The 12637-nt window shown below is 63.4% G+C and carries 9 protein-coding genes, 1 tRNA gene and 2 rRNA genes (1 of these 12 running past the window's edge); 5 read left to right on the top strand and 7 right to left on the bottom strand.

The features are described from left to right. The first annotated feature begins 183 nt into the window (after positions 1 to 183). From I6L45_RS07920 to dhaR, 4 genes are all read left to right on the top strand, one after another. Complete coding sequence (locus I6L45_RS07920) at positions 184 to 1572, top strand: phosphatase PAP2 family protein (protein ID WP_216983893.1); 1389 nt, start codon at positions 184 to 186, stop codon at positions 1570 to 1572. Continuing rightward, entirely contained in the window at positions 1569 to 2657 is a 1089-nt protein-coding gene (ydiK, locus tag I6L45_RS07915) for an AI-2E family transporter YdiK (protein WP_216983892.1), read from the top strand. The genes I6L45_RS07920 and ydiK overlap by 4 nt, the downstream gene beginning before the upstream one ends. Before the next feature lie 185 nt (positions 2658 to 2842). After that, on the top strand, positions 2843 to 3547 hold the full coding sequence (locus I6L45_RS07910; RefSeq protein ID WP_216983891.1) for an SDR family oxidoreductase: 705 nt from the start codon (positions 2843 to 2845) through the stop codon (positions 3545 to 3547). Positions 3548 to 3654: 107 nt separating this feature from the next. Continuing rightward, on the top strand, positions 3655 to 5556 hold the full coding sequence (gene dhaR / locus I6L45_RS07905) for a dihydroxyacetone kinase operon transcriptional regulator DhaR (RefSeq protein ID WP_254204389.1): 1902 nt from the start codon (positions 3655 to 3657) through the stop codon (positions 5554 to 5556). Positions 5557 to 5622: 66 nt separating this feature from the next. Here dhaR and dhaM read toward each other — a convergent pair whose 3' ends face one another. From dhaM to I6L45_RS07885, 4 genes are all read right to left on the bottom strand, one after another. Beyond that, on the bottom strand, positions 5623 to 6339 hold the full coding sequence (gene dhaM, locus I6L45_RS07900) for a dihydroxyacetone kinase phosphoryl donor subunit DhaM (protein ID WP_216983889.1): 717 nt from the start codon (positions 6337 to 6339) through the stop codon (positions 5623 to 5625). A gap of 2 nt (positions 6340 to 6341) precedes the next feature. Further along, complete coding sequence (gene dhaL, locus I6L45_RS07895; RefSeq protein WP_216983888.1) at positions 6342 to 6971, bottom strand: dihydroxyacetone kinase subunit DhaL; 630 nt, start codon at positions 6969 to 6971, stop codon at positions 6342 to 6344. A 9-nt stretch (positions 6972 to 6980) separates the two neighbouring features. Beyond that, entirely contained in the window at positions 6981 to 8051 is a 1071-nt protein-coding gene (gene dhaK / locus I6L45_RS07890) for a dihydroxyacetone kinase subunit DhaK (RefSeq protein WP_216983887.1), read from the bottom strand. A 231-nt stretch (positions 8052 to 8282) separates the two neighbouring features. After that, complete coding sequence (locus I6L45_RS07885; RefSeq protein WP_043762524.1) at positions 8283 to 9641, bottom strand: NCS2 family permease; 1359 nt, start codon at positions 9639 to 9641, stop codon at positions 8283 to 8285. Between the two features lie 206 nt (positions 9642 to 9847). Here I6L45_RS07885 and I6L45_RS07880 point away from each other — a divergent pair, with 206 nt between their 5' ends. Beyond that, on the top strand, positions 9848 to 10180 hold the full coding sequence (locus I6L45_RS07880; RefSeq protein WP_216983886.1) for a cupin domain-containing protein: 333 nt from the start codon (positions 9848 to 9850) through the stop codon (positions 10178 to 10180). Between the two features lie 176 nt (positions 10181 to 10356). Here I6L45_RS07880 and I6L45_RS07875 read toward each other — a convergent pair. The 3 genes from I6L45_RS07875 to I6L45_RS07865 all read right to left on the bottom strand — a co-directional run. Then, positions 10357 to 10433, bottom strand: a tRNA-Asp gene (locus I6L45_RS07875). Between the two features lie 97 nt (positions 10434 to 10530). Beyond that, positions 10531 to 10645, bottom strand: a 5S ribosomal RNA gene (gene rrf, locus I6L45_RS07870). Positions 10646 to 10723: 78 nt separating this feature from the next. Further along, positions 10724 to 12637, bottom strand: a 23S ribosomal RNA gene (locus I6L45_RS07865); it runs 975 nt beyond the window's last position.

Here is a 12637-nt window from a genome sequence, read left to right as displayed (position 1 = left end):
CTCAAGATGTGGTGATTGAAAGGAACAACAACCGCCAATACTAGGGACTGCCCGGGCAGACGGCAATCTTTGTGCCCCAGATTGCGCCAACCCCTTCCTGCATGAGGCCCTTCATCGGGAAGTCATTGCCCAGATATCTGATTTCTGTGACCCTTGTCCCCACTCCTCTCCCATGGACCCATCATGACCCGATCCGCCTTGCTCCTGATCCTGCTGTTTGGCGCGCTCTGTGTCCCCCTGCGCGCCGCCGAGCCGCCCCCTTCGGCGGCCGCCTGCGTGGTACGCCACCAGCAGTCGCTGCTGCTGGTGCAGGACAGTCTCTCCTCCCGCTACAGCCTGAGCGGGGGCTACATAGATGCGGGGGAAACCCCGGCCCAGGCGGCCCTGCGGGAGCTGTTCGAGGAGACGGGATTGCGGGGGCGCGTCACCGGCGAGCTGGGGCGCTGGCAGCGGGCGCAGGTGTTCGCCTGCCAGACCCTCTCCCCCATCCAGGCACAGGCCGGGACGGGGTTCGTCTCCCTGCTCCAGGCACCGAACCTCGGCGGCGAGATCCAGAACGCCAGGCTGATGGAGGCGGACAGGCTGCCCCATGACGAACGTCGTTTCCCGGCGCAACTCGACTGGCTGGCACCGAAGCTGGCCGGAGTGCCCGAGAGCCCGGTGCAGTGGATGGCGGACTTCAGCAACGGCGCCAGCGCCCTGCACCGCGCCGAGCTGCCGCTGATCCAGCGCCTGCAAGCCTGGCTGGGGGCGGACGCAAACTGGCTCCTGGTTGGCAATCTGCTGGGCTCCGCCCCCTTCCAGCTGGCGCTGCTGCCCTTCCTGATCCCCTTGCTGGGCTGGCAGGGGCTGCGCCGACTGCTGTTTGCCATAGTACTGCTCACCCTGCTGGTGCACCTGTTCAAGGCCGGCCTCGGCTGGCCAAGGCCCTTCCACCTGCAACCCGAGCTGGCCCGCCAGAGTGCCCAGGGGTTTGGCATGCCCAGCGGGCACACCGCCTCGACCCTGCTGTTCTGGGGACTGCTGCTGACCACCCTGACCTCCCTCAAGACCTGGCAGGGCGCCGCACTGGCCCTGTTGCTGGCCATGCTGGCTGGCCTGGCCCGGGTCTGGCTCGGGGTGCACTTCCTCTCGGACGTCCTGGCAGGCCTGGGGCTTGGCACCCTGCTGCTGGCGCTGCGCGCCCCCCTCACCACGCTGGCGGGGCAACACCTCTCCTGGTGGGGCCTGCTGCTGATCTGCACCCTGGCGGGCTGGCTGACCCAGTCCACCGCCCTGGCCGGGCTTGCCATGTTCACCCTGGGGCTTGCATCGGGTAATCTGCTACAACTCGAACGGCACCCGGTTCCCGCCATCCGCACCACCCTGCTGGCACTGGGGGGCGGGCTGCTCATCGGGGGAGGCCTGCTGCTGGTGCCCCTGCTCACCAGCAGCTCCCTGCTGATCCTGGCCGGGAGAGGGTTACTCTATGGCTGCCTGGGGTTCTGGCTGAGTGCTGGGCTCTGGTGGCTGCTGTCCATCGCCCATACCGGCTCCTCCCGGAGCCCCACCCCCACAAAGGGAACGTCATGAATATGAAGAAAGTGGATTTGGCCAAGATCACCCTGGGCTTGCTGTTCCTCAGCCTGCTCATCATCTCGTGTTTCATGGTGCTGCGCCCCTTCCTGCCCGCCCTGGTGTGGGCCACCATGATCACCATCGCCACCTGGCCGCTGATGCAGATGGCCCAGCGCCTGCTCTGGGGCAAGCGCGCCCTGGCGGCCCTGCTGATGAGCGGCATCCTGCTGCTGATGTTCGTCATCCCGCTCTTCATGACGCTGGCCAACGTGGCAGAGAAGGCTCCCATGCTGATCGAATTCGGCACCGAGCTGAGCCACTCCCCGCCCCCCGAGCTGCTCTGGTTGCAGCAGGTCCCCCTGGTCGGCACCAAGCTGTATGAGTTCTGGCAACAGATCCTGGCGAGCGGCGGCCAGGTGCTGTTCGCCAAGCTGGCCCCCTACTTCGGCCAGACCGCCCGCTGGCTGGCGGCCCAGGCGGGCAACCTCGGCCTGCTGTTCGTCCACTTCCTGCTGACCGTGGCCATCTGCGGCCTGCTCTACCATTCGGGTGAAAAGGCTGCGGATGGCATCCGCCGCTTCGCCCATCGCCTGGCTGGCCAGCGCGGCGACAATGCCGTGGTGCTCGCCTCCCAGGCCATCCGCGCCGTCGCCATGGGGGTGGTGGTGACCGCCCTGGTGCAATCCTCGGTTGCCGGACTCGGCCTGCTGATTGCCGGCATTCCCTACACCATGATCCTGGTGGTACTGATGTTCCTGCTCATCGTCGCCCAGATCGGCCCCTTCCCGGTGCTGCTGACCAGCATCGGCTACCTCTACTGGAGCGGGGACACCACCTGGGGCACCTTCCTGCTGGTCTGGTCCGTGCTGGCGGGCACCATGGACAACTTCCTGCGCCCCTTCCTCATCAAGCGCGGGGCCGATCTGCCCCTCATCCTCATCCTGGTGGGCGTCATCGGCGGCCTGCTGGCCCTCGGCATCATCGGCCTCTTCATCGGCCCCGTGGTGCTGGCAGTGGGCTACACCCTGCTGGATGCCTGGATCAAGGAGGAAGAGACCTCTCCAACCATCGCCGCCCCTGTCCCGCCCAAGGCGGACTGACCCCTCATCCAGGACGCCGCCGAGGGGCGGCGTCCCTGCCCTCTTCCCGCATCCGGCCGCGCCAGAACCAAAGTTCGAAGCAGTGCGCCAAAATACGAACCAGGGTTCGAATCCTCCCCCCGCCTCCCCTGTCCTCTCCCCGGGTCGCCCGCCACAATGCAGGCTCCATTCAAGAGGAGAACAAGATGAGCACATTGAGAGCAAGACGCGCCCTGATCACCGGTGGTGCCAGCGGCATCGGGCTGGCCATTGCCGAGGCTCTGGCCAGCCAGGGAGTGGAACTGATCCTGGCTTCCCGTCGCCAGGGCTTGCTGGAGCAGGAGGCAGCCAGACTGGAGGCGCGATACGGGGTGAGAGTCATGGTGCTCGCGCTGGATGTGTGCGACGGCGCGCAGGTTCGGGACGGATACGCCCAGATCCGGGAGCGACTCGGCCCCGTCGATCTGCTCATCAACAACAGCGGGGTCGGCAGCGACCACCTGGTACAGGATCTGCCGGAGTCGGAATGGGACAGGGTGATGGACACCTGCGCCAAGGGCACCTTCCTGATGACCCGGGCCTGCCTGCCGGACATGCTGGCCAACCGCCACGGCACCATCATCAACATCGCCTCCCAGGCCGCCAGACACGGTTATGCCAGGGCCAGTGTCTACTGCGCCGCCAAGTTTGCCGTGCTGGGGTTCGCCAGGGCACTGCGGGAAGAGGTGCAGCACCAGGGCATCCGGGTCCACACCCTCTGCCCGGGCCTGGTTCAGGTACCGCCCCCGGCCTGTCCCGACGAGCGCAAGCCTGGCTGGCTGCAGGTGGAGGATCTGGCCGAGGCCGTGCTCTACACCCTGCGCCAGGGGGCCCATGTCCAGCTCGACGAGATCGGCATGACGGGGATCTGACGAGATATGCCAAGAGTGGGGAAGCGACACTCTGAGATGGGTCACTGAATCGGGCCGGCAAGGGTGCTTAAATGACCCCTTTCCCCTTGCCGGACAGCCCAGTGACCATGTCATCCTCCCCCCTTCCCCTCTCGTCCTGGCCGGAACACCTGCAGACCTCCTGGCTGCGCTGCGCCCACCAGACCAGCGCCACCCTCTGGCATCCGCCGCACTGTGCCAGGGGGCAGACCCTGCAGAGCCTGCGCCAGCGCAAGCGGGACCTGCTCACCACGGGCGAGATGGCCCTGGAGGATCTCTACGAATTCATGGAAGGACGCCCCTGCGCCCTGCTGCTGACCGACGAGAGCGGCTGCCTGCTGGCCCGCACCGGCCACGGTGAGACGCTGAAGGCGCTCGATGCCCTCGGCTTTGGCCCCGGTGCCTTCTTCAGCGAGGGGCGCATCGGTACCAACGCCATCAACCTGGCGGCGCTGGAGGGGCTCCCCCTCTGCGTCAGCGGTCCCCAGCACTTCAACCAGACCCTGCACCCCTGGCACTGCTGCGCCAGCCCGGTCTACAACTGCGATGGTCGCCAGGTGGCCGTGGTGGCCCTGCTCTGCCGGGTGGAAGAGGCGGCGGCGGGGGATCTGGCGCTCACCGTCAGCGCCGGTCGCGAGCTGGCCCACCTGCTGCAGATGGAGCGCCTGATGCAGGAGTCCCAGCACCACCTGAGCGAGCTCTACGCCCTGCTGGACGGCATGGATGACGGCGTGCTGGCCTGGGATCCCCAGGGCAGGCTGCGCTACCTCAACGGGCTCGCGGCCAGGCGGTTGCGCCTCGATCCGGATGTCTGTCTCGGCCAGCCCCTCGATCACCACCTGCTGCTGCCCCGGCGACTGCGGCTCGCCATCGAGGCCATGACCCCCCTGAGCCACGTGGAGGTGACCCTGGAGAGAACGGGGGAGCAGGCGGGCGAGTTCATCGATGCACTGGTGAGCCTCAAGCCGCTGCCCGGACCGGACGGGGTCGGCTTCATCGCCCTGCTTCACCCCACCGACAGGCTGCGCGCCATCCATCGCCTGCGCCAGACGGTACCCGAGCTCTCGGCCCTGGTGGGAGAGTCGAGCGCCATGCGCAAGCTGCTGCGCCATGCCCGCCAGGCGGCCCGGGGGCAGGGCCCCATCCTGCTGCGGGGAGAGGAGGAGGTGGGCAAGGCCCAGCTCGCGGAGGCCATCCACTTCGGTAGCGAGCGGGCCGCCGGCCCCCTCGTTACCCTGAACTGCCAGGCGTTGCCAGACGAGCGGATGGCACTGGAGCTGATGGGCTCCGACGAAGTCGGGCAGGAGCGGGCCGGCAAGTTCGAACTGGCCCACGGCGGCACGCTGGTGCTGGAGCAGGTGGAGTGTCTGCCCATGCCCATGCAGGCGGCCCTGCTGCAACTGCTCAAGACGGGCCGCATCCAGCGCTTCGACTCGGCCCGCATCCTGCCGCTCAAGGTGAGGATCATCGCGACCAGCAGCGCGCCGCTGGAGCAAAGGGTGCAGGAGGGGCACTTCGGTCGTCAGCTGCTCTATGCGCTGCAGGGGGGCGAGCTGTGGCTGCCGAGCCTGAGGGAGCGCGCCGCCGACCTGCCCGGCCTCATCGCCCAGCAACTGGTGGCCCAGGGGCGCGAGCCGGGACGCCGCTTCAGCCCGGCGGCCCTCGATTGCCTGCTGGCCTACCCCTGGCCCGGCAACCTGGGGGAGCTGCGCAGCGCCATCGAGTACGCCCTGCTCCACAGCGGTGACGAGGCTATCTCGCCACAGGCGCTGCCGGCGGCCATCTGCCACGGCCATCCCCCCGTGTCGACGGATGCCATGGGGCAGCCTCTGCTCTCCCTGGCAGAGCTGGAGCGTCAGGCCATCTTGCGCTGCGCCCACGCCAGCAAGGGGCAGGTCAGCCTGATGGCGCGCCAGCTCGGGATCAGCCGCACCACACTGTGGCGACGCCTGAAACGGCTCGACATGGATCTGGCCGACTACCAGAGCTGAGGCATGCAGACCCAGAAAACACAACGGGCCCCGTCATGACGGAGCCCGTTGTGTTGAGTCAGCCACTCAGTCGCCGAAGCGCGCCTCGGCCAGTTCTTTAAAGCTGGTCAGGGCAGCCTCGGCATCCTCCCCCCTGGCCAGCAGGATCAAGCGATCACCCTGACGCACGTCCAGCATGGTGAGCCGGGTCAGGCTGCGGGGATTAGCCTCTTTCTCCCCCTTTTGCAATTTCAACTCGGCGGTGAAGGGCTTGAGGGCGGCCACCAGGCGGGCGGCGGGGCGCACGTGCAGACCGTGGGGGTTCTCCACCACCACCTCGCAGCGCTGCCAGCCATCGTCAGGAGTGGAAGCAACCTCGACGGCCTCAGGTTCGGTTTTGCCCGGCAGCATCGCCTGTTTCGGGCCCAGGGCGCCGAGGGCCTCGGTGGCTACCTCATCCAGCGTCAGACCAGAACCGGCCGCCACCACGGCGGCCAGGGTGCCCTCCACCAACGGGGCCGGGCAGAGCCGCACCCGGGCACTTAGCTCGGGGGGCAGCAGTTCGAGGGCGGTCTCGGCGCTTAGGAGAGCACTACCCAAGTCCATCAGCACCAGCACGCCGCTGCCGTCATCCGCCTCTTCAATCGCACTCATCACGGCGATGGCGTCGGTGCCGATGGGATGGTCGGGGTCATCGACTCCGGCCGCCAGCAGCAGTCTTGCCGGGCTGCCCAGCTGGTCGGCCAGGGCTTTCAAGCCGGCCGCAAGATGGGCGCTGTGAGAGACCACTACGATTCCGATCATGTTTACAACCTCGCTCTGTCACGCAGGGCGGTCAGCAGCAGCAGGGTCGAGGTGGCCCCGGCATCCTGATGGCCAATGCTGCGCTCGCCAAGATAGCTGGCGCGCCCCTTGCGGGCCTGCATCTGGATGGTGGCCTCGGTGCCGGCTGCGGCGGCCGCGACCGCCTTGTCGAGCGCCTCGGGCAGCGGCAAGCCTTGCTGCTCCGCCTGCTGCAGGGCAGCCAGGGCGGGCCACCAGGCGTCGCACATGGTCTTGTCACCTGGCTCGGCGCGGCCGCGGGAGACGATCCCCTCCACCCCGTCGCTCAACATCTTGCAAAGCTGGCTCAGGTTCAGGCTCTGGCAGGCATCGCTGCTGGCCGCGGCACGGATAAAGAAGGTGCCGTAGAGGGGGCCGCTGGCGCCCCCCACGGAGGAGAGCAGGGTCATGCCGGTGGTTTTCAGCACCTGGCCGATGTCCTTGTCCGCCACAGCTGGCAGCTTTTCGGCCACCTTGGCAAAGCCGCGCTGCATGTTGAGGCCGTGATCCCCATCGCCGATGTCGGTATCAAGCGCGGTCAGGTAGTCACGCTGATCGGTGAAGATGTGCTCGCAGTCGAGCAGCCAGTTGACGATTTGATGCTTGCTTAACATGGACATTCCTTAGCAGCCGCGACGCAGGGCGGGGGTGTTAACGGGGGCATCCCACAGGGTCATCAGCTCATCATCCACCTTGAGCAGGGTGATGGAGATGCCGGTCATGTCGAGAGAGGTGCAGTAGGGACCGATCAGGTTGCGCACCAGATGAATGCCCGCCTCTTCACACAGGGCGGCGAGCCGGCCATAGACGCCGTAGAGCTCGGAGATGGGGGTTCCCCCCAGGCTGTTGACCAGCGCGATGACCCGGTCGCCCTTGTTGAGCGGCTCGATAAAGGTGTGCTCCTCCTGCCAGCTGCCACTGGCGCGATCCCAGTGACGCAGGGTGCGGCCATAGGGGCGGTTGTCGGTCAGCTCCTTGAACATGTCATCCACCAGGCCGTTGAGGTCGGTGAAGGGGCGGCGCTCGATGCCTGGCTCGCCATGGATGCCGACCCCGAATTCCACTTCGTTGTCTGCCAGGGTGAAGGAGGGTTTGCCGGCGGCCGGCACTGTGCAGGCATGCATGGCCACCCCAATGGTGCGGCTCTGATTGTTGACGCGGCGAGCCAGTGCCTCGCAGCGCGCCAGGTCATAGCCCGCCTCGGCGGCGGCACCTACCAGTTTTTCACACAGCACTGTGGTGGCGACGCCGCGGCGGCCCGCGGTGTAGAGACTGTCTTTGACCGCCACGTCGTCATCGATGAGGGCGAAGCCCACCTTGACCCCGTCACCGTGCAGCAGTTCGACAGCGGTCTCGAAGTTGAGCACATCGCCGGTGTAGTTCTTCACTAGAAACAACACGCCGGCGCCACCGTCGACCGCCTGGCCGCACTCGTACATCTGATCCGGGGTGGGAGAGGTAAAGATCTCGCCGGGACAGGCTCCATCCAGCATGCCCTTGCCCACCAGACCGCCGTGCATCGGCTCGTGGCCGCTGCCACCGCCGGAGACCAGCGCCACCTTGCCCGCCACGGGGGCATCGGCGCGGGTGATGTAGTGGGGTTCGATACGTACCTTGAGCTCGGGGTGGGCAGCCGCCATCCCCATCAGTTGTTCACGGACCACGGCATCGACGGCATTGATCAGTTTCTTCATGGCTCACTCCTTGACTTGCCACCACACGGGCTGGCAGATGGTTGATGGGGCCAGTCTAGCGGCAGAAGAGGAGATAAAAATGACAGGCGCTTTGGTTCGAATTTGAAACGAAAAAGCGGGGCGGCACGTTTCAATCTGAAACGATAAGCGTGGCAACGAGGCAGAACTGTTAGCCACCTCACACCCATGAAAAAGGGCCCCCACAGGAGCCCTCTTCGAAAACCGGGGGTATTAGATGGCCCAGCCACCGGCGTAGAAGATCACCAGAGCCACGGCGATGATGACGGTGCCGATGTTGAGCTTTTTCCACTCGGCGGCAAACAGGCGGCCGATCACCAGTGCTACGAAGCCCAGCATGATGCCGGTGACGATGTTGCAGGTCAGCACGATGAAGACGGCGCACAGCATGCCGGAGAGGGCATCTACCGAGTCGTTGAAATCCAGCTTGGTGACGTTGCCCAGCATCAGCAGACCCACGTACATCAGGGCCGGTGCGGTGGCGTAGGCCGGTACCAGATAGCTCAGCGGGGAGAGGAAGATCATCAACAGGAACAGCACGCCGACCAGAGTCGCGGTCAGACCGGTCTTGCCACCGGCGGCAGTCCCTGCAGCGGATTCGATGTAGACGGCAGCCGGTGCACCACCAACGGCGCCTGCCACCATGCTGCTGACGGAGTCGGCAGTCAGGGCCTTGCCGCCGCTGATGATGTGGCCGCGCTCGTTGATGAGACCGGCCTGGCCAGCCACAGCACGGATGGTGCCGGTGGCGTCAAACACGGCGGTCATCACCAGTGCCAGCACGGTCGGAATGACAACTGGGTTGAGAGCGCCCAGCACATCCATGCTGCCCACCAGGGAACCCTTCTCACCGGTCAGGCTCGGCATGGCGAAGAAGCCCTGCCAGGTCACTTTCGGGTCGAAGATGAGGCCCAGCACGGAGATGGCGATGATCACCATCAGGATACCGCCCGGTACCTTGCGACGCTCCAGACCGAAGATGGCGGCCAGACCCAGCACCGTCATGACGACGGGGAAGGCGGTCACTTCACCAAGTTGTACCGGCAGACCGGCTCCTTCGTTCTTAATCACCATGCCGACGCCGTTGGTGGCGATCAGCAGCAGGAACAGGCCGATACCGATGCCGGTGCCGTGGGCGATGCCGGAGGGGAGGTTATCCAGGATCCACTGGCGCACGCCGGTGACGCTGATCAGGGTGAACAGCACCCCCATCAGGAAGATGGCGCCCAGCGCCACCGGGATGCTCAGCCCCTGCCCCAGTACCAGGCTGAAGGCGGTGAAGGCGGTCAGGGAGATGGCGCAACCGATGGCCATCGGCAGCTTGGCCCACAGACCCATCAACAGGGAGCCGAAGGCGGCGATCAGACAGGTGGCCACAAAGACAGGCCCCTGCTCAAAGCCGGCGGCCCCCAGCATGTTCGGCACCACTATGATGCTGTAGACCATAGCCAGGAAGGTGGTCAGCCCCGCGACCAGTTCCTGGCGCACGGTACTGCCACGCTGGGTGATGGAAAAATAGGAGTCCAGAAATCCGCCGTTGCCGGTACGGGCCGTCATTTCTTGCGTTGCCATAACTCATCCTGAAAGTGTGAAGGAAATCGTTTGCGTAATGGCGCGCAAAATAGCAAGAATTTGGCGAAATTACAGCGGATCAGCCACCTTTTTCCCGAACTTTTCCATTTGCAGCCTCAATGGAGACCACAACTTGTGTGCCGAGGTCTCACCATCAGCCTCTACACTCTTAACTAATCACCCGCCCATCCACCGGAGAGCAGCCCATGCACACAGGCAATCTGTTTGGCAAGACCCCCTCCCCCCTGCCCAATGAAGTGTTCACGGACCTGGTCAGCACCAACCACTTTCGCATCGAACGCATCCTCTCTCTGGGGCATCAGACCCCTTCTGGGGAGTGGTTCGATCAGGATGAACACGAATGGGTACTGCTGGTACAGGGGGAGGCCATCCTGGTCTTCATCACACCGGATACCGGGGAACAGGAGCGTGCACATCTGGGGCCAGGGGACTACATCAATATCCCCGCCCACCTTCAGCACAGGGTGGAGTGGACCCATCCTACCGAAGCCACCGTCTGGCTCTGCATCTACTACTAGCGGGGCACTCCCAGTCGGGAAGGAGCAGGACATGGAATCGAAAAGAAAAGAAAAAAGCCCAGTCTTTCGACTGGGCTTCTTGTTTGTAACAGAACTGCCGGGGAGCCGGGCGCTTCGCGATTAAAAATATCAGATAGTAAAAAGGCCTTCCCGTCAGGGAAGGCCTTTCAATTTAGTGGCGGAGCGGACGGGACTCGAACCCGCGACCCCCGGCGTGACAGGCCGGTATTCTAACCGACTGAACTACCGCTCCGCATTCGGTTAGCTTGCGCTAAATCTTTTGCCGCTTCTTCTGAGGTGTCATCCTCGCAGCCAGTAACGTGATTTTGCACATCACTGTTTAATTGGGTGCCTGGCAGTGTCCTACTCTCGCATGGCGAATGCCACACTACCATCGGCGCTACAGCGTTTCACTTCTGAGTTCGGCATGGGGTCAGGTGGTTCCACTGCGCTATTGCCGCCAGGCAAATTCTTCAATCTGAGAAAGCTGATGTAAGTAGTTTCGTATTCGTTACAAGGCTCGAAACACTTCTTGGGTGTTGTATGGTTAAGCCTCACGGGTAATTAGTATGGGTTAGCTCAACACGTCGCCGCGCTTACACACCCCACCTATCAACGTTGTGGTCTCCAACGGCCCTTTAGGACCCTCAAGGGGTCAGGGATGACTCATCTCAGGGCTCGCTTCCCGCTTAGATGCTTTCAGCGGTTATCGATTCCGAACTTAGCTACCGGGCAGTGCCACTGGCGTGACAACCCGAACACCAGAGGTTCGTTCACTCCGGTCCTCTCGTACTAGGAGCAACTCCCTTCAATCATCCAACGCCCACGGCAGATAGGGACCGAACTGTCTCACGACGTTCTGAACCCAGCTCGCGTACCACTTTAAATGGCGAACAGCCATACCCTTGGGACCGACTTCAGCCCCAGGATGTGATGAGCCGACATCGAGGTGCCAAACACCGCCGTCGATATGAACTCTTGGGCGGTATCAGCCTGTTATCCCCGGAGTACCTTTTATCCGTTGAGCGATGGCCCTTCCATTCAGAACCACCGGATCACTATGACCTACTTTCGTACCTGCTCGACCTGTCCGTCTCGCAGTTAAGCTGGCTTATGCCATTGCACTAACCTCCTGATGTCCGACCAGGATTAGCCAACCTTCGTGCTCCTCCGTTACTCTTTGGGAGGAGACCGCCCCAGTCAAACTACCCACCAGGCACTGTCCGCGAGCCCGATTCAGGGCCCTGCGTTAGAACATCAAACATACAAGGGTGGTATTTCAAGGACGGCTCCAGCGCAACTGGCGTCACGCCTTCAAAGCCTCCCACCTATCCTACACATGTAGGTTCAATGTTCAGTGCCAAGCTGTAGTAAAGGTTCACGGGGTCTTTCCGTCTAGCCGCGGGTACACCGCATCTTCACGGCGAATTCGATTTCACTGAGTCTCGGGTGGAGACAGCATGGCCATGGTTACACCATTCGTGCAGGTCGGAACTTACCCGACAAGGAATTTCGCTACCTTAGGACCGTTATAGTTACGGCCGCCGTTTACCGGGGCTTCGATCAAGAGCTTCGCTTGCGCTAACCCCATCAATTAACCTTCCGGCACCGGGCAGGTGTCACACCCTATACGTCCACTTTCGTGTTTGCAGAGTGCTGTGTTTTTGATAAACAGTCCCAGCCATCTGGTCACTGCGACTCCCGTCAGCTCCATCCGCAAGGGACTTCACCAACAAGAGCGTACCTTCTCCCGAAGTTACGGTACTATTTTGCCTAGTTCCTTCACCCGAGTTCTCTCAAGCGCCTTGGTATTCTCTACCCGACCACCTGTGTCGGTTTGGGGTACGATGACTTGTAATCTGAAGCTTAGAGGCTTTTCCTGGAAGCAGGGCATCAATGGCTTCCACACCGTAGTGTGTTCGTCTCGTGTCTCAGTGTTGTGTCTCCGGATTTGCCTAGAAACACCACCTACGCACTTTCACCAGGACAACCGTCGCCTGGCCCACCTAGCCTTCTCCGTCCCCCCATCGCAATTACAAGTCGTGCAGGAATATTAACCTGCTTCCCATCGACTACGCCTTTCGGCCTCGCCTTAGGGGTCGACTCACCCTGCCCCGATTAACGTTGGACAGGAACCCTTGGTCTTCCGGCGAGGAGGCTTTTCACCCCCTTTATCGTTACTTACGTCAGCATTCGCACTTCTGATATCTCCAGCATACCTCTCGATACACCTTCGCAGACTTACAGAACGCTCCCCTACCACTCACGCTTAGCGTGAATCCGCGGCTTCGGTGCCTGGTTTGAGCCCCGTTACATCTTCCGCGCAGGCCGACTCGACTAGTGAGCTATTACGCTTTCTTTAAATGATGGCTGCTTCTAAGCCAACATCCTAGCTGTCTGAGCCTTCCCACATCGTTTCCCACTTAACCAGAACTTTGGGACCTTAGCCGGCGGTCT

The organism is Aeromonas sp. FDAARGOS 1415 (assembly GCF_019048365.1).
Taxonomy (GTDB): domain Bacteria; phylum Pseudomonadota; class Gammaproteobacteria; order Enterobacterales; family Aeromonadaceae; genus Aeromonas; species Aeromonas taiwanensis.
Note: the sequence above shows the minus strand (reverse complement) of the source record. Positions and strands in the feature narration are given on the sequence as shown.

Coding starts and splice junctions, on each gene's coding strand:
- I6L45_RS07920 (WP_216983893.1), top strand. CDS start 184: ATGACCCGATCCGCCTTGCTCCTGATCCTGCTGTTTGGCGCGCTCTGT.
- ydiK (WP_216983892.1), top strand. CDS start 1,569: ATGAATATGAAGAAAGTGGATTTGGCCAAGATCACCCTGGGCTTGCTG.
- I6L45_RS07910 (WP_216983891.1), top strand. CDS start 2,843: ATGAGCACATTGAGAGCAAGACGCGCCCTGATCACCGGTGGTGCCAGC.
- dhaR (WP_254204389.1), top strand. CDS start 3,655: ATGTCATCCTCCCCCCTTCCCCTCTCGTCCTGGCCGGAACACCTGCAG.
- dhaM (WP_216983889.1), bottom strand. CDS start 6,339: ATGATCGGAATCGTAGTGGTCTCTCACAGCGCCCATCTTGCGGCCGGC.
- dhaL (WP_216983888.1), bottom strand. CDS start 6,971: ATGTTAAGCAAGCATCAAATCGTCAACTGGCTGCTCGACTGCGAGCAC.
- dhaK (WP_216983887.1), bottom strand. CDS start 8,051: ATGAAGAAACTGATCAATGCCGTCGATGCCGTGGTCCGTGAACAACTG.
- I6L45_RS07885 (WP_043762524.1), bottom strand. CDS start 9,641: ATGGCAACGCAAGAAATGACGGCCCGTACCGGCAACGGCGGATTTCTG.
- I6L45_RS07880 (WP_216983886.1), top strand. CDS start 9,848: ATGCACACAGGCAATCTGTTTGGCAAGACCCCCTCCCCCCTGCCCAAT.